At 69.5% G+C, this 20,419-nt stretch carries 19 protein-coding genes; 8 read left to right on the top strand and 11 right to left on the bottom strand.

The window, feature by feature from the left end; all coding sequences use genetic code 11:
• Nucleotides 1–40: 40 nt before the first annotated feature.
• The 3 genes from ABGA98_RS09640 to ABGA98_RS09650 form a co-directional block, all read right to left on the bottom strand.
• Nucleotides 41–4,135, bottom strand: coding sequence for a vitamin B12-dependent ribonucleotide reductase (locus ABGA98_RS09640; RefSeq protein ID WP_347617843.1), 4,095 nt, complete (start codon nt 4,133–4,135; stop codon nt 41–43).
• Complete coding sequence (gene nrdR / locus ABGA98_RS09645) at nt 4,132–4,587, bottom strand: transcriptional regulator NrdR (protein ID WP_347617844.1); 456 nt, start codon at nt 4,585–4,587, stop codon at nt 4,132–4,134. The genes ABGA98_RS09640 and nrdR overlap by 4 nt, the downstream gene beginning before the upstream one ends.
• Nucleotides 4,588–4,925: 338 nt before the next feature.
• Complete coding sequence (locus ABGA98_RS09650; protein WP_347617845.1) at nt 4,926–5,264, bottom strand: LysM peptidoglycan-binding domain-containing protein; 339 nt, start codon at nt 5,262–5,264, stop codon at nt 4,926–4,928.
• Nucleotides 5,265–5,933: 669 nt separating this feature from the next.
• On the opposite strand from ABGA98_RS09650, the gene lexA reads away from it, so the two are divergent.
• The gene (gene lexA / locus ABGA98_RS09655; RefSeq protein ID WP_347617846.1) at nt 5,934–6,644 is read left to right on the top strand and encodes a transcriptional repressor LexA; all 711 of its coding nucleotides are present in this window, start codon (nt 5,934–5,936) and stop codon (nt 6,642–6,644) included.
• A 116-nt stretch (nt 6,645–6,760) separates the two neighbouring features.
• Here the strand turns inward: lexA and ABGA98_RS09660 are convergent, their stop codons facing one another.
• Nucleotides 6,761–7,603 (bottom strand): aminoglycoside adenylyltransferase domain-containing protein, encoded by an 843-nt coding sequence (locus ABGA98_RS09660; protein WP_347617847.1) that lies wholly within the window; start codon nt 7,601–7,603, stop codon nt 6,761–6,763.
• Between the two features lie 165 nt (nt 7,604–7,768).
• On the opposite strand from ABGA98_RS09660, the gene ABGA98_RS09665 reads away from it, so the two are divergent.
• Complete coding sequence (locus tag ABGA98_RS09665; RefSeq protein WP_347617848.1) at nt 7,769–8,785, top strand: aminotransferase class I/II-fold pyridoxal phosphate-dependent enzyme; 1,017 nt, start codon at nt 7,769–7,771, stop codon at nt 8,783–8,785.
• 186 nt (nt 8,786–8,971) lie between these two features.
• On the opposite strand, the gene ABGA98_RS09670 is transcribed toward ABGA98_RS09665, so the two are convergent.
• Nucleotides 8,972–9,853 (bottom strand): glycerophosphodiester phosphodiesterase family protein, encoded by an 882-nt coding sequence (locus ABGA98_RS09670; protein ID WP_347617849.1) that lies wholly within the window; start codon nt 9,851–9,853, stop codon nt 8,972–8,974.
• A gap of 173 nt (nt 9,854–10,026) precedes the next feature.
• Here ABGA98_RS09670 and ABGA98_RS09675 point away from each other — a divergent pair, with 173 nt between their 5' ends.
• On the top strand, nt 10,027–11,412 hold the full coding sequence (locus tag ABGA98_RS09675; protein ID WP_347617850.1) for an MFS transporter: 1,386 nt from the start codon (nt 10,027–10,029) through the stop codon (nt 11,410–11,412).
• Here ABGA98_RS09675 and ABGA98_RS09680 read toward each other — a convergent pair.
• Nucleotides 11,363–11,833: a TIGR03618 family F420-dependent PPOX class oxidoreductase gene (locus ABGA98_RS09680; RefSeq protein ID WP_347617851.1), complete on the bottom strand. Its 471-nt coding sequence runs from the start codon at nt 11,831–11,833 to the stop codon at nt 11,363–11,365. The genes ABGA98_RS09675 and ABGA98_RS09680 overlap by 50 nt on opposite strands.
• Before the next feature lie 57 nt (nt 11,834–11,890).
• Nucleotides 11,891–12,292 (bottom strand): ester cyclase, encoded by a 402-nt coding sequence (locus ABGA98_RS09685; RefSeq protein ID WP_347617852.1) that lies wholly within the window; start codon nt 12,290–12,292, stop codon nt 11,891–11,893.
• A 37-nt stretch (nt 12,293–12,329) separates the two neighbouring features.
• Here ABGA98_RS09685 and ABGA98_RS09690 point away from each other — a divergent pair, with 37 nt between their 5' ends.
• The 3 genes from ABGA98_RS09690 to ABGA98_RS09700 all read left to right on the top strand — a co-directional run bounded on the left by ABGA98_RS09690 (nt 12,330) and on the right by ABGA98_RS09700 (nt 15,669).
• Nucleotides 12,330–13,541, top strand: a complete 1,212-nt coding sequence (locus tag ABGA98_RS09690) for an amidohydrolase (protein WP_347617853.1) — start codon at nt 12,330–12,332, stop codon at nt 13,539–13,541.
• Between the two features lie 59 nt (nt 13,542–13,600).
• A complete protein-coding gene (locus tag ABGA98_RS09695; protein WP_347617854.1) occupies nt 13,601–14,695 on the top strand; it encodes a PrsW family intramembrane metalloprotease in 1,095 nt (364 codons plus the stop codon).
• Between the two features lie 353 nt (nt 14,696–15,048).
• On the top strand, nt 15,049–15,669 hold the full coding sequence (locus tag ABGA98_RS09700) for a pyridoxamine 5'-phosphate oxidase family protein (RefSeq protein ID WP_347617855.1): 621 nt from the start codon (nt 15,049–15,051) through the stop codon (nt 15,667–15,669).
• 22 nt (nt 15,670–15,691) lie between these two features.
• On the opposite strand, the gene ABGA98_RS09705 is transcribed toward ABGA98_RS09700, so the two are convergent.
• The 3 genes from ABGA98_RS09705 to ABGA98_RS09715 form a co-directional block, all read right to left on the bottom strand.
• The gene (locus ABGA98_RS09705; RefSeq protein ID WP_347617856.1) at nt 15,692–15,859 is read right to left on the bottom strand and encodes a hypothetical protein; all 168 of its coding nucleotides are present in this window, start codon (nt 15,857–15,859) and stop codon (nt 15,692–15,694) included.
• A gap of 370 nt (nt 15,860–16,229) precedes the next feature.
• A complete protein-coding gene (locus tag ABGA98_RS09710; protein ID WP_347617857.1) occupies nt 16,230–16,364 on the bottom strand; it encodes a carboxymuconolactone decarboxylase family protein in 135 nt (44 codons plus the stop codon).
• A gap of 133 nt (nt 16,365–16,497) precedes the next feature.
• Nucleotides 16,498–16,971 carry a hypothetical protein gene (locus ABGA98_RS09715; protein WP_347617858.1) on the bottom strand — a complete coding sequence of 158 codons (474 nt, stop codon included), beginning with the start codon at nt 16,969–16,971 and terminating at the stop codon, nt 16,498–16,500.
• A gap of 46 nt (nt 16,972–17,017) precedes the next feature.
• Between ABGA98_RS09715 and ABGA98_RS09720 the strand changes: the two genes are divergently transcribed.
• A complete protein-coding gene (locus ABGA98_RS09720) occupies nt 17,018–18,124 on the top strand; it encodes an MFS transporter (RefSeq protein ID WP_347617859.1) in 1,107 nt (368 codons plus the stop codon).
• Nucleotides 18,125–18,199: 75 nt separating this feature from the next.
• Nucleotides 18,200–18,451, top strand: coding sequence for a hypothetical protein (locus ABGA98_RS09725; RefSeq protein WP_347617860.1), 252 nt, complete (start codon nt 18,200–18,202; stop codon nt 18,449–18,451).
• Between the two features lie 47 nt (nt 18,452–18,498).
• On the opposite strand, the gene ABGA98_RS09730 is transcribed toward ABGA98_RS09725, so the two are convergent.
• Nucleotides 18,499–20,190 carry an ABC transporter family substrate-binding protein gene (locus ABGA98_RS09730; protein ID WP_347617861.1) on the bottom strand — a complete coding sequence of 564 codons (1,692 nt, stop codon included), beginning with the start codon at nt 20,188–20,190 and terminating at the stop codon, nt 18,499–18,501.
• Between the last annotated feature and the right edge of the window lie 229 nt (nt 20,191–20,419).

The raw sequence follows: 20,419 nt of genomic DNA on the forward strand, positions 1-20,419 counted from the left end.
CACCGGTGATCCATCTCAACGGCCACCCGCCGGCCGCGGGTCAGCTGCAGCCGCTGGTCGAGCCGCAGCCCTCGCAGACGTAGCAGCTGCCGGCCGGGCGCATCTTGGTGCCGCAGGTCATGCAGAGCGGCGCGTCCGCGGTGAAGCGCTGGTGGCTCTCCAGCGTCAGCTCGGCGACCGGCTGCTCCGCCTTGGGCCGGGTCTCGATGGGCGCCGACTGGGCCAGCGCCTCGCGGTCGACCGGCTCCTGCAGCGCCGCGGGGTCCTCGCCCCGCTGCTGCGCCGCCCGCTCGGCCGCCGAGAAGATGCCCAGGGCCGCCCGCTCCTCATAGGGCAGGTGGTCGAGCGCCAGGCGGCGGAAGATGTAGTCCATCACCGACGTGGCCATCCGGATGTCCGGGTCGTCCGTCATGCCGGCCGGCTCGAACCGCATGTTCACGAACTTGCTCATGTACGTCTCCAGCGGCACTCCGTACTGGAGCCCGATGGAGATCGCCACGGAGAACGCGTCCATGACGCCCGCCAGCGTCGAACCCTGCTTGGACATCTTGAGGAAGACCTCGCCGAGCCCGTCGTCAGGGTAGGAGGAGGCGGTCATGTAGCCCTTGGCGCCGCCCACGGTGAACCGGGTGGTCATGCTCGGCCGCTGGTTGGGCATGCGCCGGCGGGTCGGCCGGTTGACCTCGACGACCTTGACCTCGGGCTCCGCCTGCGGCTCCTCCTTCTTGGAGCCGTTGCCCGCCGACAGCGGCTGGCCGACCTTGCAGTTGTCGCGGTAGACGGCCAGGGCCTTGAGGCCGAGGCGCCAGCCCTCCGTGTAGACCTGCTCGATGTCGTCGATCGTGGCCGACTCGGGCAGGTTGACCGTCTTCGAGATGGCGCCGGACAGGAACGGCTGGGTGGCCGCCATCATCCGCACGTGACCCATGGGCGCGATCGCCCGCTCACCCATCGCGCAGTCGAACACCTCGTAGTGCTCCCGGCGCAGGCCGGGCGCGTCGACGACGTGACTGTGCTCGGCGATGTACTCGACGATGGCCTCGATCTGCTCCTGCTGGTAGCCGAGCTGCTTGAGCGCCCGCGGGATCGTCTGGTTGACGATCTGCATGGAACCACCGCCGACCAGCTTCTTGAACTTGACCAGCGCCAGGTCCGGCTCGATGCCCGTCGTGTCGCAGTCCATCATGAGGCCGATGGTGTTGTGGCTGACCATGCCGTTGGCGACGTAGGTGACGTTTTCCGGGACGGAAAGGTCGTACGTGGGCTGAACGCCGCCGTCCTCGTTGGCCTCGACAACCTCGAAGGCATATCCGAGAGCTTTTGCCAGTCGCCGGTCGAACGTCTCCGTGAAGAGCAGCCGAGCCGCCATGCGCGCCACGCCCCCGCTCTTGCGAACCGACTGCAGGATCGCGTCGCGGGACTTGTGCCCCTTCGGCGCGAGCTCTTCCCAAACCTCACGCGGCAGATAGACGTAGTCTCTCTTGGCCGACCGCTCCGGTTCCGTGAACGCCATCGCGCGGGCCTTACGCTCGCCGAGGAAGCCGATCACCTCGTCGAAGGCCATCGCGTGATCGACGTTGCGGAGGCGTACCTGGAAGATGTCGCCACCGAAACCGCTGGTGGTCGTCCTGGTGGTGGTGATCAGGCCGATCGAGAGCAGCAACGTGCGGATCTCGCTCGCGAACGACTCCGACGAGGTGCTGACGCTGGGCACGCCGTCGGCGACAGTGCCGTCGGCCTCGAACAGGCCACGGAGGAAGGCCGCGTAGACGACCGTGTCGTTGGTCTCGAGAATCGCCGAGGGGACCTGAGGAATCCAGCCCTTGCCCGTGTGGCCGGCCCTCGGCAGGCTCTTGGCGAAACCGGAAGCCTTCCACCAGCGAGCCAGCCGGACGGACTGGAGGACGACCTCGTGGTAGCCCTCCTGCTGCGTGACCACGGGCTCCAGATCGAAGAGACTCTTCGAGATGATCCGAAGCCGCTCCACGACGTCGAGGTCGGCATCGGCGACGCAGAGCCTGATGCCCTTACTGTGCAGGCTGCCGTCGCCCATGAAATAGCCGACCAGCTCGGCCAGCTCCTCCGACACGGTGCCAGGCACCCGGACGTTCCTGTCACCCGTGTAGTGAGCCTGGTCCAGGACCGGAAGCGGAACCTCGCGCGGTTCGCCGACCAGGGTGGACAACTGCATGGGCAGCACATCGCCCTCGCGGAGATCGGCCATGCGCTTCCAGGCCCACGCGCCGGTCATCTGGTCCACGACCTTCACCCGGTGGGTGAGGGTGCCCTGAATGCGGTAACCGCCCGCGGTGGTGATCCGACGGGTGGGCTCCTCGCCGTTGACGAAGAACTTCGTCGCCTGACGCGGCCCCTCATCGGTGGAGACCGTCATGTCGAGATCCTGCCAGCGATCGCCGTACACATCACCGATCTCGGCGAGGCGGACGAGGCCACGGTCAGTGGTGATCAGTGTGTCGCCGGTGAGGCAGCCGGTAGGGGCCAGCAAGGATGCCTGGGCGTTGCGGTAGCCGTGCTTCTCGCCCAGCTTGAGGCACTCCGACCACTGGCGCGAAGCCTCGGAGTGGATCTTCGCGTCCATGGAGCCGACCGTGCGCAGGTCGTCGTTGGCCGCCGCGTGCTTGCGCATGACCCGCTTGTGCGGCTCGGCGTTCCTGGCATATCCGTCGTACGGCCCCACCACGCCCGCCAGTTCGGCGCTGCGCCGGTAGGACACGCCGGTCATCAGCGACGTGATCGCCCCGGCCACCGCCCGGCCGCCGTCGGAGTCGTAGGCGTGCCCGGTGGCCATCAGCAGCGCGCCCAGGTTGGCGTAGCCGATGCCGAGCTGCCGGTAGGCGCGGGTGGTCTCGGCGATCTTCTCGGTCGGGAAGTCGGCGAACGAGATCGAGATGTCCATCGCCGTGATGATCAGCTCGGTCAGCTTGACGAAGTCGGCGATGTTGAAGGAGTTGTCGTCCTTCAGGAACTTCAGCAGGTTGATGCTGGCCAGATTGCAGGACGAGTTGTCCAGGTGCACGTATTCCGAGCAGGGATTGCTTGCGGTGATGCGTCCGGTTTCCGGGGTGGTGTGCCAGTCGTTGATCGTGTCGTCGTACTGCAGGCCGGGGTCGGCGCACTCCCAGGCGGCCTTGGCCATCTTGCGGAAGAGGTCTCTGGCGTCGACCTTCTCGATGACCTCACCGGTCAGGCGGGCACGCAGGCCGAAGTCGCCGCCCTTCTCCACCGCCCGCATGAACTCGTCGGAGACGCGCACCGAGTTGTTGGCGTTCTGGTACTGCACGGAGACGATGTCCTTGCCGCCCAGATCCATGTCGAACCCGGCGTCGCGCAGCGCGCGGACTTTGTCCTCCTCGCGCGCCTTGGTCTCGATGAATTCCTCGATGTCGGGGTGGTCGACGTCGAGCACCACCATCTTGGCGGCCCTGCGGGTCGCGCCACCGGACTTGATCGTCCCCGCGGACGCGTCGGCGCCGCGCATGAACGACACCGGGCCGCTGGCCGTGCCGCCGCTGGAGAGCAGTTCCTTGGAGGAACGGATGCGGGACAGGTTGACCCCGGAGCCCGAGCCGCCCTTGAAGATCACACCCTCTTCTTTGTACCACTCCAGGATCGACTCCATCTGGTCGTCCACGGAGAGGATGAAACACGCCGACACTTGCTGCGGCGACTGGGTGCCGACGTTGAACCAGACCGGCGAGTTGAACGCGAACACCTGGTGCGCGAGCGCGTGCTTCAGCTCGTGGTCGAAGATCTCGGCGTCCTCGTCGCCGGCGAAGTAGCCGTGCTCGATGCCCGTCCTCGTGTAGACGCCGACGACCCGGTCGATCAACTGCTTCAGGCTCCACTCGCGCTGCGGGGTGCCCACCGCGCCGCGGAAGTATTTCGTGGTCACGATGTTGGCCGCGTTGACCGACCAGAACTCGGGGAATTCGACACCCCGCTGCTCGAAGTTGACCGAGCCGTCGCGCCAGTTGGTCATGACGACGTCGCGGCGCTCCCACTGGATCTCGTCATACGGGTGCACACCGGGCTTGGTGAAGATGCGCTTCATCTTCAGTCCCTTACGCGGACGCTTGCCCCCGCGCGCCACTGAACCGCTGGCCGTCTCCGTCATGACTCCCCCTTCTCCGCCTTCAACTGTGAGATCTCGGCCTCGAAGTCCGCCAGGCTCTCGAAACCGCGATATACCGATGCGAAACGCAGGTAGGCCACCTCGTCGAGCTCCCGCAGCGGGCCGAGGATCGCCAGGCCCACCTCGTTGGAGGGGATCTCGGCCGCGCCCTTGGCCCTGATGGCCTCCTCCACCCGCTGCCCGAGCTGCGCCAGCGAGTCCTCGCTGACGGGTCTGCCCTGGCAGGCGCGCCGCACGCCTGCGACGACCTTCTCCCGCGAGAACGGCTCCGTCACGCCGCTGCGCTTGCTCACCATGAGCAGTACGGTCTCCTGCGTGGTGAACCTGCGCCCGCACTCGGGACAGGTGCGCCGGCGCCTGATGGCCGCACCGTCGTCCGTCGAACGGCTGTCGATGACCCTGGTGTCAGGGTGGCGACAGAACGGGCAGTGCACGCTTTCGCCTCCAAGGCCCCTGCTTCACCACGAACCCGAACCCGCACGAGGGGACGCTCGCGCACGCTCCATGGCTGACCACGGAACGGTGGCATAACCACAAGGTGTGGTGAACCTACATCGGTGTAACTACTAGATGTTGTGGTCCAACCGTAGAAGCGTGCGACCATGAACGCAAGTTGAGCCACTCCATCCCACCGAAGTCGCTGATCAGCCCGCCATCCTCTTCTGCCTCGGGCGTGTCGCGCCTCCGGACGGGCGTTCGCGCAGTTGAGGGTGTCACAGGAGCGGTGCGGGGGCTCATCCGTGAACGATCCTCACAACGCTACCGGAGGTGGTCAGCGTAAGGCGGTGGCGTCGTCCTTCGGGATGTACAGGCGGGCGCCGGGGCGGATGAGGGAGTCGGGCAGGCCGTTCAGCCGCTTGATCTCCTCCACCAGGGCTGCGGGATCCTCGCCACGGGAGAGGGCGTCGGCGATCGCCCACAGCGTGTCTCCCTCGTGGACCTCCACCCACGGCAGCCCCGCGTGGGCCGGCACCATGACGTGGACGGCGGCGTGCCCGGCGGTGCGCGTGCCGAGCCAGAACCCGCTCAGCGACAGCAGCGCGGCCGCCGCCACCAGCACGACCCGCCCGCGCCGGGTCAGCCGTAGCGGCGGGGTGGTCCGGCGGCGCAACGTGGCGGGGGTTCGCCGCTGCCGCCGCTCCGCCGCTCGGCGACCCCACGGCCGTCCGGACCGCTTCGGGGCCCCCATCCGTCGAGGGCCCGCGGCGGAGGCCCGCCTTTCCCTGCCGCTCGGTCCCGCGCCGGGGCCCGCGTTCGCGGCGCGTCGTCGGGTGGAGACGGTCGGGTCGCCGTCGGTGGCGGACCGGCCCGGTGGCACGGCGCGGTTGGTTGCCTCGCCCGTGCGGGGCGGCGGGACGAGGCGCAAATGGGATCTTCCTCCGCCATTCGAACGGGACACCAACCTCTTGCCGGAATTACCCCTGGCGACGGGCTGTGTACGCGTATTGTCTCCCCGTCGATCCTTACTCTGCGTGGCATCGGCGATGAGTGTGAGCTGTTGGACGTCTTCGCTGGTCGTGTCCATGTTCGTGGGTGTTCGCATGGATGACCTCCTGCCGTGTGGCCCGAGGAAAAGGCCAAATAAAGATCAGCAAATCGAACACGATGTCGATCGAACTCCCGTACGATGTTGTACACCACGCACGCGGTAATTTCGAGGAAGACTCGAACAATTGTTTGAAGATGATCTTCAACAGAGATACGGTCGCTGTGTGCGACATCAAGACCACGGACTGGGAGGTTCGCCGGTGAGGCGGGCCGCCAGGCGAGGAGGAAGAGCATGACCGAGCGGGATGACACCAACGGGGTCAGCGACCTCGCGGTGCGACGGCGAGATTCCCTGGGCCTGACCCCCAGGCAGCGCAAGATCCTCGAAGTGATCCGCGACTCGGTGCAACAGCGCGGATATCCGCCCTCCATGCGCGAGATCGGCGAGGCGGTGCAGCTGACCAGCACCTCCAGCGTGTCTCACCAGTTGACGGCGTTGCAGCGCAAGGGCTATCTGAGGCGTGACCCGCACCGGCCCCGCGCGCTCGAGGTGCGGCTGCCCGGTGAGCCCGTGATGTGGGTCGATCCTGACGCCGCCCCCGACGTCGAGTCCACGGTGAGCCGCCCCACGGCCGCCTACGTGCCGCTCGTCGGGCGCATCGCCGCCGGTGGGCCGATCCTGGCCGAGGAGAGCGTCGAAGACGTCTTCGCCCTGCCCAAGCAGCTCGTCGGCGAGGGCACCCTCTTCCTCCTCCAGGTCACCGGTGACTCGATGATCGACGCGGCCATCGCCGACGGCGACTGGGTGGTCGTCCGCCAGCAGCCGGTGGCGGAGAGCGGCGACATCGTGGCCGCGATGATCGAGGGCGAGGCCACCGTCAAGACCTTCAAGCGCAAGGACGGCCATGTCTGGCTCGTCCCCCACAACTCCAACTACGAGCCCATTCCCGGTGACGAGGCCAGCGTCCTGGGCAAGGTCGTGGCGGTTCTCCGGCGGCTCTGACCCGACGGGGTGACCAGGCGCGCGTCCAACCGCACGCGCCGCGATGACGGCGCGCGCCACCAGCACACCTGCCACGGGGATGACACCGCCCGTCACCCCCGGGGTTGTCGCCATTGTCAGCGGGCGGCGTACAACGCGTGCGCGGACGTGATCGCCTGCCCGGCGAAGCCCAGCACGTCCTTCCTGCGCTCGAACGGAGAGCCGTAGAGCGACTGCCGGGGAGCGCCGAAATGGTCACCCAGCCCCGAGGTCAGGCTGCCGAGCGTCGGTGCCGCGGTGTCCTCCTCGCGCACGCGCAGCGCCTCGTTCACCACGCGGTGCCAGCGCTCGGGGAACGCCTCCAACGCGTACCGTCCGGCCTCCGTCTTGGAGGTGATGTCGCCGGTCGCCAGCGTGTAGTGCAGCCGCGCGACGCCCGTGACGACCCACAGCGTGCCGTATCCGCCCAGGCAGATCAGGCCCCAGGGCGTGGCCAGCCGGGAGGCCCGGCTCACCAGGCGTCGCCAGTAGCGGTCGAGGTTGTCGTCGGTCCAGGCCGCCAGCGCGTCAGGATCGTTCCAGATCTCGAACTCGTCCGGTTTGGGTCCGCGGCAGGTCAGCCCGTGTTGTGCCAGCGTGTGCCAGGTGATCGGGTTGAGCGCGCCCCGGCGGTTGAGCCTGCCGTGCTGCGCCTGCGGACGGGTGCCCAGACCGTCGGGGCCGCGCCGCAGGTCGTCCCACGTGAGGTAGACACCGTCGAAAGGGTGGGCGCCGAGCCGGGTGTGGATGCGCTCCAGCACGTCTTCGGGTGGGGCGGCGGCCGTGACGGCGATGAAGTCCACGTCGCTCGTGCTCGGCCGGTAGTCGCCCAGGGCCGCCGAGCCCTCGAGGTAGAGCCCCTCCACCAAGCCGGGCGCCTCCATGTCGGCGATCGACAGGTAGGTCTCGACAATGGCATCGATCTTCGAGTGGGGCATCATGGCCGCCCAGCCTGCCACAACCGGCGGCAGCACCTTATCAACATTCGAGAATCCTAAAATGGGTGGGTGGATTACGCATATACCCCTGAAGGGGTCAAAGCCACACACGACGGTTTGAAATGGGCGGCGGTTGAACCGGGGGTGATCCCCGCCTGGATCGCCGACATGGACCTTCCCACTGCACCCGAGGTGATCGAGGCGCTGCGGCGCCGGGCAGGCGGCGACCTCGGCTATCCGGCCTGGCTGACCGATCCCTGCGCGGGGCCGCTGGCCGAGGCGTTCGCCGAGCGTATGGCGGGCAAATACGGCTGGGCGGCCGACCCCGCGCTCGTACGCTCGTTCAACGACCTCAACCAGGCGCTCCAGGTGTTCCTCCACACCTGCACCGAGCCGGGCGACGGCGTCGCGCTGCACACCCCCGCCTACCACCCGTTCCTGTCGACGCTGGACGTCATGGAACGCCCCCTCCGCCCCATCCAGATGGAACCCGACGGCGACTCGTGGCGTTTCGAGGTGCCCGACCTGACGGGCTGCCGGGTGCTCCTCCTGGTCAACCCGCACAATCCGACCGGCAGGGCCTTCACCCGCGCGGAGCTGACCGAGTTGGCCGAGCACGCCGAGCGCCACGATCTGCTGGTCCTCGCCGACGAGATCCATGCCGACCTCGTGTACGAGCCGCAGCGCCACATCCCGTTCGCCACGATCCTCCCCGACCGAACCGTTACGCTCACGTCCGCGACGAAGGCGTTCAACCTGGGCGGCATCCGCTGCTCGGTCGCCCACCTCGGTCACCCGGGCGCCCGCAGGGCGCTGGAGGCGCAGCCGCCCTTCGTGTACGGCTCCGCGAACGTGTTCGGCGTCGAGGCCACGGTCGCGGCGTGGCGGCACGGGGACGCCTGGCTGGAACGGACCCTCGCCCTGCTCGACCGCAACCGGCACACGATCGCGGCCCGCCTGCCGGAGACGTTCGGCTACCGGGTGCCGGAGGCGACGTACCTGGCCTGGCTGCGCGTCGGCAGGCCGGGCCTGGCCGAGGTCTTCGAGCGCGAGGCCGGCGTACGGCTGAACGAAGGCGCGGACTTCGGCCCCGGCGGCGCGGGCCACGTACGGCTCAACTTCGCCACCACCGAGCCCATCCTCGCCGAGATCCTCGACCGCCTGGCCGGGGCCCATCCAGGTTGACCACGGTGACCGGCTCCTGGCCGGAAGTGCCGCTTGTCGCCCGACTGGCGTCCGGCTGCCACCGCCACAGACCGGGCTCCTTGCGACGCCATCCCGAACGCCCGAACGCCCGGAAGCCCGGGCCGTGTCGGGGTCCGGAGCCGGGCAAGGACAGGCGGTCGGGCACGGAAGGTCGGGGCTGGGGAGTCAGGCGTCGGTCAGGTCCCGTAGGACGTCGGGTTTGTTGGTGATGATGCCGTCCACCCCGTACGAGATCATCCGGCGCATGTCGTCCGGGTCGTCGACCGTGTAGGTGAGGACCTCCATGCCGAGCCCGTGCACGCGCCGGACGTACGCGGACGTGAGCGTGGTGTACGGCGGGTTGATCTGGTCGGCGAACGTGGCCAGCGAGGGCAGCTCCGCGGTCGCCGGCGTGCCGAGCAGCCCGATCGGCACGCCGGGCAGGAGCCGGTGGAACTTCCGCATCGAATCCCAGTCGAACGACTGCACGACCAGCCGTCCCGGTGCCAGCCAGCGGGGGTTGCGCCGCAGCTCGGCGGCGATGCGGGCCTCGATGCCGGGGTACCGGTCGGGGGCCTTGACCTCAAGGAGAAGGCCCATGCCCGAGCCGCTCATCGTGCGCAGCGCCTCGCCGAGTGTGGGCACCGGCTCGCCTGCGTGCTCGCCGGAGAGCCACGAGCCGGCGTCGAGTTCGCGGATCTGGGAGAGGGTGAGGTCGCCGACGTTCCACGGCGACAGGCCGGGGAAGACCTCCTCGGCGTCGGTGGTGCGGGTCAGGGTGGTGTCGTGCATGAGGACCAGCCGGTGGTCCTTGGTCTCCTGGACGTCCAGCTCGAACATGTCGGCCCGCTGGTCGTCCGCGAGCTCGAAGGCGGCGATCGTGTTCTCGGGGGCGTACGCGGACGCGCCCCGGTGGGCGACGTTGACGACCGGCCGGCCGGTGTACGCGGACGCGCCCCGGTGGGCGACGTTGACGACCGGCCGGCCGATCGCCGCGGGCGCGGTCCCGGTGAGCGCGGTCAGGGCGGCGAGGGTGGTCGCGATGATGAGGGCGAGTCGTCTGGACATGGGTCTCCTCTGCTGGGGAGAGGCCTACGACTCGACGGTCACAAGATCGCATGACGTGCAGTTGAGTGCAGAGTAGCCCTGCGGTGCCCCGGCGGTGAGCATCCGACACGCAAACCTGCCGCAGCGTCGAAGTTCATGACCCTTTAACCTGAAATGTGCATTATCGCGGGGCGTTGGCCGTTCTTCTGTCGGCGTGGTTCATGGCGCAGTTCGACTTCTTCGTGGTGAACGTGGCCGCCCCCTCCCTCGAACGTGACCTGAGCGCCGGCCCCGCGGCCCTGGAGCTGATCGTGGCCGGCTACGCCTTCACGTACGCGGCCGGAATGATCACCGGCGGGCGGCTCGGCGACCGCTACGGCTACCGGCGCGTGTTCGCCTGGGGAGTGGCCGCCTTCACGGTGGCGTCGCTGCTGGGCGGGATCGCGCAGACCCCGGCCCAGCTCGTCGCCGCCCGCCTGCTGCAGGGGCTGGCGGGCGCCGCCATGGTGCCGCAGGTGCTGGCCACGATCTCCGCCGTCTATCCGCCGGGCCAGCGGGCACGCGCCATCGGCTGGTACGGCGCGACCGGCGGCCTCGGCTCGATCGCCGGCCAGGTCCTGGGCGGCCTGCTGCTGACGGCCGACGTGCTCGGGCTCGGCTGGCGGGCGGTCTTCCTCGTCAACCTGCCCGTCGGCCTGGTCGTCGTGCCGCTGGCCTGGCGGCTGCTCCCGGAGGTGGAGACGCGACGTCGATCCCGGCTCGACGTGCCGGGCGCGGCCGGACTGGCGGCCGGGGTGGCGTTGCTGCTGGTGCCCCTGGGCCTCGGCAACAGCCTGGGCTGGCCCCTCTGGACCTGGGCGTGCATGGTGGCGAGCGTCCCGGTGTTCGCGCTGACCTGGCGCTGGTTGCGGGTGCTCGGGGCGCGCGGCGGGCAGCCGGTGCTCGACCTGGCGCTGCTCAGGGTCCACTCCTACCTGGCGGGCGTCGGGTCGATCGTCGCCTTCATGGCGTACTTCGCCTCGTTCATGTTCACACTGACGTTGCTGCTCCAGACCGGGCTGGGGCTCACGGCGTTCGAGGCGGGCCTGGCCTTCGCGCCGATGGGCGCGATGTTCACGCTCACCTCGTTGCTCGGGGTCCGGCTGGTCAGGAGGCGCGGGCTGATCGTGGTCATCGCGGGCGGCCTGGTGGTCGCGCTCGGGCTGGTCCTGCTCCTGGTGGCGGCCGGTCAAGGGCTGCCGTACGTGCTGGTCGCGCTCATGCTCGTCGGCGCCGGCAACGGCCTGGTGCTGCCGCAACTCATCGGGGCGGCGCTGGTCGAGGTCGAGCCCCACCAGGCCGGCATCGGGTCGGGGGCGCTGAGCACCGCTCAGCAGTTCGCGGGCGCGGGCGGCGTGGCCGTGATCGGCGCGCTCTTCTTCGCCGTCGCGGAGGGCGGGCGCCACGTCGCGGCCATGCGCTGGTCGGCGGCCGTCGACCTGGCGCTCGTCCTGGTCGTGATCGCGTCGGTGGCCTACAACCGGCGCCGCGCTATCCGGCGGGCCTGGCCAGAGCGGTCCCGTACAGGTGCGACACCCTGAGCCTGATCACCAGCCGCCGGTCATCGGCCATCTGGCGCAGAAAGGCGGTGGGGTCGTCGACGTGCTGCTGCATGGCCAGGAGTTCCAGGCTCACCTCGTCGCCCGGATCGGTGGTCACCGGCGACAGCTCCGCCTCGCCCTCGGCCACGGCGTAGGAGGCGAAGTCGTCGCTGGCCACGTAGAGGGCGCCGTGCGGGTCCTTGTGCAGGTGCCTGACCTTGAGCCGCTCGGCCATGGTGGAGATGCGCACGACGCGCTGCCGGGGATCCCACGTGTACTGAACGGTGGACATGTGCGGGTGGCCGCTGCTCTCGTTGGTGGCCAGCGCCCCGAATCGCTGCCCGCTCAGCAGCTGGGACAGCTCGCCGTCACTCAGCGAGCGGGGTGGGGGGCCCGCCTCGGGCGCGTACTCCTGTGACATGCACCATCCTGTACGTACGCGTGCACGACCTGAAGTGCACCGACATGAAGAGATATGTCAGCCTATCCCCAGTTCCCTGCTGAAGGTCTGGGCGTCCGAGATCACCCAGTATTCGGCGAACCGGCCGCCCTCGGCCCGCAGGATGTCATGGCCGCTGAAGGCCACCCTGGTCCCCTCGGCCACGGTCGCGCCGGGGATGCCGCCCCGGTATGTGCCGGTGAACGTCCACCTGGCCGCCACCAGGTCGCCGTCCGGGATCGGGCCGACGTCGAGCGTGACCTCGACGTCGTCGAAGGGGGCGTACCCCTGCTTGAGCACCTCGACCAGCTCGCCCGGCCCCGACACCTCCATGCCCGGCCAGTGGCCGGTGAAGCCGGGGGTGACCAGTTCGTGGGCGAGTTCGAAGTCGCCGTTCCACATCTCGAGCAGCCATCGCCTGTACAGGTCGGAGATCGTCATTCAGAGCCCCTACCCGCCCGCCTGTAAGTTACGGGTCATGAAACTCGCCATCATCAGCGGATTTGTCGTTCCAGTCGACGGAGACCCCATCGACGGCGGCACCGTGCTCATCGAGGACGGGAAGATCACCGCGGTCGGCCGGGACGTGGCCGTGCCGGAGGGCGCTGCCGTGGTGGACGCGGGCGGCGGCTGGGTGCTGCCCGGCTTCGTCGAGGCCCACGGCCACCTCGGTGTGTACGAGGAGGCCGAGGGCTGGGCCGGTCAGGACACCAACGAGATGACCGACCCGAACGGCGCCCGCCTGCGTGCCCTCGACGCCATCAACCCCGCCGACCTGGCCTTCGGCGACGCGCTGTCGGGCGGTGTGACCACGGCGGTGATCAAGCCGGGCTCCGGCAACCCGATCGGCGGGCAGACGGTCGCCGTGAAGTGCTGGGGCAGAAGCGTGGACGAGATGCTGATCAGGGAGCCGGTGAGCGTCAAAAGCGCTCTGGGCGAGAACCCCAAGCGCGTGTACGGCGACCAGAAGAAGCTGCCCTCCACCCGGCAGGGCGTGGCCGCGGTGATCCGCGACGCGTTCATGAAGGCGCAGGACTACCGGGCCAGGCGGGCGGCCGCGGAGGCGGAGGGCAAGCCGTTCGACCGCGACGGCACGCTGGAGATCCTCGTCCGCGTGCTGGACGGCGAGCTGCCGTGGTGCCAGCACACGCACCGGGCCGACGACATCGCCACGGCGCTCAGGCTGGCGGCGGAGTTCGGCCACCGGGTCGTGATCAATCACGGCACCGAAGGTCACCTGCTGGCCGACACCCTCGCCGCCAGGAACGTTCCGGTCATCATCGGCCCGCTGTTCACCAGCCGGTCGAAGGTCGAGCTGCGGCAGCGCTCGCTGCGCAACCCCGGCATCCTGGCACGGGCGGGCGTCGAGGTGGCCATCACCACCGACCACCCCGTCGTGCCCATCCACTTCCTCGTCCACCAGGCCACGCTCGCGGTCAAGGAGGGGATGGACCCGGCCGAGGCGCTGCGGTCGATCACCGTGAACCCGGCCAGGATCATGGGCCTCGACGACCGGGTCGGCTCCCTGCGCCCCGGGCTCGACGGCGACGTGGTCATCTGGTCCGGTGACCCGCTGGACGTCATGAGCCGGGCGCGGAGGGTGTTCATATCCGGCCGGGAGGTGTATTCGTACACCGACGGCGAGCCCGTCGTGGCCGACCCCTATTACCGCGAATCAAGTGACCGTTGAGCGCCTGTAAATGCGTGGCCCGCATAGTGGGCGGACCGAACGGGAAGTGAGGCACCACGATGACAGCTCCGCCCCAGAGCATCCTCTCCCAGCGCCCCAGCAAGGCCCTGCTGATCGGCCTGGTCGTCTCTGGTGTGCTGGCGCTGCTCGTGCTGGCGGTCATGCTGGTGTCGGGCGGTCCCGTCGGCTTCGGCCTGGCCGCGCTGCTGGCCGTGGCGCCGCTGCCGGTGTTGCTCGCCGCCGTGCTCTCCCTCGACCGGCTGGAGCCCGAACCCAAGCTCAGCCTCGCGTTCGCGTTCGCGTGGGGTGCGGGGCTGGCGATCGTGCTGGGCATCGCGCTGACGCTCGTGGGGCAGCAGCTGTTCGTCCGGGCCGGGTTCGGCGCCGCGGTCGTCGACGACGTGGGCGCCGTCGTGCTCGCCCCGGTGATCGAGGAGGCGCTCAAGGGCTCGGCGCTGCTCCTGCTCCTGCGCAGGCGCAGGGAGATCGACGGCCTGACCGACGGCATCGTGTACGCCTCCATGGCCGGCCTCGGCTTCGCCGCCGTGGAGAACGTCGGCTACTACCTGCTGGCGTTCGCGGAGGACGGCGCCGGCGGTGCGGTGCAGTTGTTCGTCGTGCGGGGCCTGATCGACCCGCTCGGCCACCCGGTCTACACCTCCATGATCGGTGTGGGGGTCGCGTACGCGCTCACCCGGCGCACCGCGGGAAGGTACGCCGCGATCCCGCTGGGTTACCTGGCCGCCGTCTTCCTGCACGCCCTCTGGAACGGCGCCGCCACCACCGGATCGCTGGCCTGGCTGGGCCTGGCCTACCTGGTGATCATGGTGGCGCTGATCGCCCTGATCGCCGTGACCGTCTCCGAGCGCCGTCACCTCGTCGCCAAGATGGGCGCCTACCTGCCCGGCTACGGGCCGACCGGGCTGGTCACCGAGGCCGACGTCAGGATGCTCAGCACGCTGCCCGGCCGTAAGGAGGCGCGCAAGTGGGCCAGGAGGGCGGGGCACGGCCGGGCCATGAGCGACTACCAGCAGGCGGCGACCGAGCTGACCATGCTGCACCTGCGGGCCGAGCGGCAGGGCATGGACCCCGCCCGGTTCGCGGCCGAGCGCGATGCGTACCTGGCGGCGATGGCGCACGCCCGGCGCTGGTAGCGGTGTGGTGGTGTGGCCCGGGGGGTCCGGAACTCTGGCAGGCACGCCAGCGTACGCGTCCGTCACTCCGGGTACGAGACCTCATCCGGCAAGGCGAGGAAAGGACCGGACATGATCCCTGGCTGCGGCAACTGCAACTGCAACGACGCGATGTACGAAGGCAGGCCGTCCCACTGGACCGCGTTGCGCGTCGAGTAACGACACCGCGCCGGGGCCGCGCCCCCTGTCCCACCGCGGCCGGCCCCGGCCACCCGGTTGAAGTCCCCAGTGCGGAGCTCGTTCTGCGGGCAAGCTCACAGGAGGCTCGGCCCGATTCCCTGACAAAATAGGGGAAACCCTCGAAGGGAGATCAGATGAGCTGGGCGGAGATCGGGTCCGAGGACGAGCTGCGCGAGATCCTCGGCGAGGTGATGCCGAGGGCCGCGACCAAGGAGCGCGTACGCCTCCACCAGCGCGACCGCGACTGGCTGGCGGCCTCGCCGTTCTGCCTGATCGCCACGTCGGACGACAAGGGCGCCTGTGACGTCTCGCCCAAGGGCGACCCCGCCGGGTTCGTGCACGTCATCGACGACACCACGATCGCCATCCCCGACCGCCCGGGGAATCGCCGGGCGGACGGATTCCGCAACGTCCTGAAAAATCCTAATGTGGGGTTGATCTTCCTCATTCCCGGCCGCAACGAGACGCTGCGCATCAACGGCCGGGCCAGGCTCGTCCGCGATGCCCCGTTCTTCGGCGAACTGATCGTCAAGGGCCACCGGCCGCACCTCGCGCTCGTGGTGGAGATCGAGCAGATCTTCTTCCACTGCGCCAAGTCGTTCCTGCGCTCCGCGCTGTGGAAACCCGACACCTGGCACCCCGACGTCCTGCCCTCGCACGCCAGGCTGGTCAAGGAGGTGCAGGTGGTCGAGGAGAGCGTGGAAGAGCTGGAGACGTACTACGGCAAGGCCTACGCCGAGAAGTTGTACGGCTGACGCCGGAGCCGCGGGAGGGCCGTCAGGCGGCGGAGGTGGGGCCGCCGGGGAAACGGATCACGTTTCTGCCGGTGTAGGCCCGCAGGTCGATCACCTTGGGGTCGGCGGGTGGCTTGCGGCGGTCCGCTGTGCGGATATAGCGGACCTTGTGCCTGGCGATGTGTGGCGGCACCACCACAAGCCTCGTCATCGTGAGCCCCCCGTGATGTCCTTGTTATCTCTGTCTACAGAAACGCCCGTAAATTCGGCGTAAGGAGCAGCTCAGTAGGGAAGCGTGCGACCCGCAGGCGAGCGCAGGTCCAGCTCCACCGCCGGCCGCGGGCGCCGTTTGGCGGTCGACTTCGTGACTCTCACGCGTTTCATAAACTTCCCCCTCTCTGAAGCGCGTGTCCTGTCTCCTGCGACGATGCGCCGCGCCGCTTGACGGCGGCATGCCGGGCGCTTGTCACCCGCCATGCGCGCCAACCTAGCCGGGGCTCACTGATCGGCTCAATGCATTTCCCCACAGAAAGGGTGTCTCAGGTGCCCGGTGTGAACCACGCGGCGACCCCGATCCGGTCTCAGGCGCCCGCCTCTTCCGCCGGCTCGAGCGCGGCGCGCTCTGCCGGGGTGCGGACGATGGCCTCGCGCCAGGCCGCCACCGGCCATGGACGCTCGTCGCTTTCGCCGGCCTTCTTCAGGTCGCGGCTGTGCATCTCCACACAGTACCCGCAGCTGTTGACACAGTACCCGCAGCGCCGGCACGCAGCCTGACCGGCACGAAGGCAGCTCGCTGCCGTGCAGGAGCCTCTCCGCCGCGCGGAAGACGCACAGAAGACGGTGGCGTGTCTAACCTTTGCAGTTACCCCAGGCCTTGCGCCCGCCCCAGGCCTCGACGCGGTTGCTGGAGTCGCGGGTCCAGCCGGAGTACCGCACGCACTTCCAGGCCCCGTCGATGTGGCCCGTCTCGGCGTAGTAGCGGTATTTCTGCACGTCCTCGCTCCGGCCGCCGCCCCGGACCTCGAGGTGGGCGCCGGTCACCGTGCGTGCGCCCTTGTACGCCGTCTTGATGGCGGCGACGCAGTTCTTGCCGCTGCGCTTGCTATACATCAGATAAACGTGCCCGAACACCGCTCCTGCGCGGGTCTTCATCGCGCGGTGGCCGTCCTTGACCCGGTGGAAGCCGGGGCCGCAGACGCGCTCGGGGGTGTAGGCGGCCGATCCGGCGTAGGCGGCGGAGGGAATGGCGGCGATTCCGGCGGCGGCCAGGGCGGCCGCGATGACCGTGCGGATGAGCACGTGTGCCCTCTCGGCAGACGGCAATAAGGACATCGTCGATCTTTACTGTGACTGACCAAAATTTCAAGGGGTGCTGGTCATCATGCCGCTGATCGCGGTCTGCGCGGTGTGGGGTGTGTTCTGGGGCTCGTGGTCGGTCCTGCTGCCCGCCGTCAAGCTTGAGCTGGGGCTGTCGGCGAGCGACCTGGGGCTGGCGCTGAGCGCCGTACCCGTGGGGGCGCTGCCCGCGATGGCGCTGGCCGGCAGGCTCGCGCGCGGGCGCGAGCGGGCGGCCCTGATGGGGTTCACCGTGCTGTTCGCGCTGAGCGTGGCCGGCATCGGGCTGGCGGGCACGGCCTGGCAGCTGGCTCTCGCGCTTCTGCTGGTCGGCGCGGCGAGCGGCGCGCTCGACGTCGCGCTCAACCTGGCCACGGGGCGGGCCGAGCGCGAGAGCGGGCGCCGGCTCTTCCAGCCCGTGCACGCCGCCTTCCCCGTCGCGGTCATCGCCGCCGCGCCGGCCACCGGGCTGGCCCGCTCGCTCGGTCTCAGCGCCGGCGCGGTACTCGTGGCGATCGGGCTGATCGTGATCGCCGCCTCGCTGACGCTGCTCGCGCTGCCGCTGGGGCGCGGTCTGCCGGTCACCTCCTCCGAGATCGACCGGCGCAGCCTCGTGGGGGCCGCGCTGCTGCTGGGAGCGCTGGCCGCCTGCGTGCTGACCATCGAGAACTCGGTCGAGCAGTGGTCGGTGCTGCTGCTGGAGGAGCACCGCGGGGCGTCCCCGCTGACGGCCAGCGCCGCGCCCGCGGTCTACATGGCGGCGTTGACCGTCGGGCGGCTCATCGTGCAGGCGCTGCCCAGGACGCCGCTCAGGGCGCTGCACCTGGTGGCGGGGGCAGGCGGCGGCGCGGGCATCGCGCTGGCCGGCCTGGGCGGCAGCGTGCCGGTCTCCATGGCCGGGTTCGCGCTGACCGGGCTGGCGCTCGGCCCGATGGTGCCCGCCCTGCTCAGCCGCGCCGCCGCCGACGACGCCGGTGGGACGCTGGTGTGGTGGGTGTCGACGATCTCGTACACCGGGTTCGTGGTCAGCCCTCTGCTGGTCGCCGGGCTCAGCGGCTGGCTCGGCCTGCCCGCCGCGCTGGCGGCTCTCGGGCTGCTCGGCCTGCCGCTGATAGGCCGCTTCGTGTCGCGCGGGCCGTGACGGACGGCCGGAATACGGCCGCCGTTTGGGGTAAGGAGACCCACGAACTGCGGATTCAGTGCAAAGGGGATCACCATGGCCGTCTGCGAGACCTGCGGCAACGACTACGACATGGCGTTCGAGGTGCGCGCGCAAGGGGCCGTGCACACCTTCGACTGCTTCGAGTGCGCGATCGAGGCGATGGCGCCCAAATGCGAGCACTGCGGCACGAAGGTCATCGGACACGGCGTCCAGTCGGGCGAGCACTGGTACTGCTGCGCCCACTGCGCACGCCAGGAAGGCACCAAGGGCATCGTCGACCGCGTCACGACCGGCGCGCCCACCTGACGGCCTCCGCCGGCGGCGGTGCGGGGCGAGCGGGCCGGCCGGTCGCGTCAGCGCATGAAACCGATGTCCTCGTAGCGGAGGTCGTAGAAGCCGCGCGCCCCCACGTTGGCCAGCGTCTGCCGGGTCGCGACGATCTGCGGCCGCTGGTAGAGCGGCAGCACGGTCACCAGTTCCCAGATCAGCCGGTCCGCCGTGTTGGTCTCCTTGCGGGCCTGCACCGGGTCCAGGCTCTGGGCGGCCCGGCTCATGGCCTCGTCGACCGCCGCCGACCCGACGCGCCCGAAGTTCGCGTTCCAGGTCTTCCCGTCGGGCGCGTTCGCGTAGATGCCGTAGCTGCTCGAGACCGGGAACGGTGTGCCGATGTAGGCGAACGGCGTGATGTCGAAGTTCCCGGGGATCACGTACTTGCTGAAGAAGTCGTCGCTGGGCACGGACTTGATGGTCAGTTTCACGCCGATCTGTGCCAGCATGCTCTGCGCCAGCTCGCCTTCCGACTTGCTGAGCTGCACCCCCGACGGCACCACGAAGCGCAGGTCGAGGGGCTTGCCGTCCTTCTGCCTGACCGTGCCGCCCGCGAGCTTCCAGCCGGCCGCGTCCAGCAGCTTCCTGGCCCGTTCCGGGTTGTACACGCCCAGGCTGCCGGCGTTGTCCCGGTAGCCCTCCTGCGTGTTCATGAAGAAGTGGTTGTTCAGCAGCGCGATCGGCCAGTCCAGCCCTTGCAGGTCGGACCGGACGATGGCCTGGCGGTCGATGCCGAGCTGCACGGCCAGCCGCACATTGCGGTTCTTGAGCAGCTCGCTCGACCCGTTGAAGGTGAAGTGCCGGAAGTCGGGGCCGGCCGCCTGCCGCACCTGCGCGCCCTGGGCGGCCCTGGCGCGGGCGAGATCCGGGGCGGACGGGCCGAGGTCGACGATGTCGAGCTCGCCGTTGCCGAACGCCCCGATCAGCGCGTCCTGCTCCGACGCCCGGTAGATGATCTTGTCGAGCTTGGCCCGGTCACCCCACCAGGCCTCGTCACGTACCAGCGTGATCGTCTTGGCCGTCTGGTCGAATCCGCCGAACTTGAACGGACCCGCCGACACCGGGATCTTGTTCAGCCAGGCGTTGTTGAAGGACTCGGGCGTGCGGTTGGCGGCGGCGGGCAGCAACGGCGAGAAGAGCGACTGCCAGTCCCCGAAGGGCCGCTCGAACGTCACCACCACCTCGAAGTCGTTCCTGCCCCGCGCCACCTTCCCGATGTCCTGATAGCCGGTGGACGAGGCGATGCGGAAGTCAGGATCGCGCCCGTTCAGCGCCCGCCACTGCGCCTGGTAGTCGGCCCACGTGATCGGCCGCCCGTCGGACCACCTGGCCTTGGGGTTCAGCGTGTACGTGACCACCTGCTCGGGCCGCCGCTCGGTCACCCTCGCGTCGATCACGTAGTTGTCGTTGACCGTGATCTCGGCCTTCTCGTCGGACAGGAACGGCGAGGGCAGCAGCGCGTTGCTGACCACGGCGGCCATCGCCAGGTTGCCGTCGACGTGGTTCCTGTTCCACTGCGCGGGGAACTCGTTGATGCCCCACCGCAGCGTGCCGCCGTCCTTTACCTTGTCGCGCGGCTGCGCGTTGACGTCGTAGGCCTTCGGCGCGCGGTCGTCCCCCGCCGTGCCGCCGCCGCCCGAGCCGCCCCCGCCGCCGCAGGCGGCCAGCAGGAGCGAGCCCGTCACGGTGACGGCCACGACAAGACGTGATGCTTTCATCACATGCCTCCGAGGAGACCCCCGCCTTCAGGCGAGGGAGGAATCGGACCCCTGCGGATCAGGACAGGGGTAGCCGATTCGCCGCCAGGCGAACCGGCGTCAAAACGCCGCACGACATCGCACGGTTCGGTAGTGTGTTCGACGGTGGCGATAACCAAGCCACCGGACGAACGATCAGAAGCACCCTCGCCGCAGGGCTTGCGGAGAGGTGAAACGCCTGTGGAGCTGG

This window comes from Nonomuraea sp. B1E8, from assembly GCF_039871515.1.
GTDB lineage: Bacteria > Actinomycetota > Actinomycetes > Streptosporangiales > Streptosporangiaceae > Nonomuraea.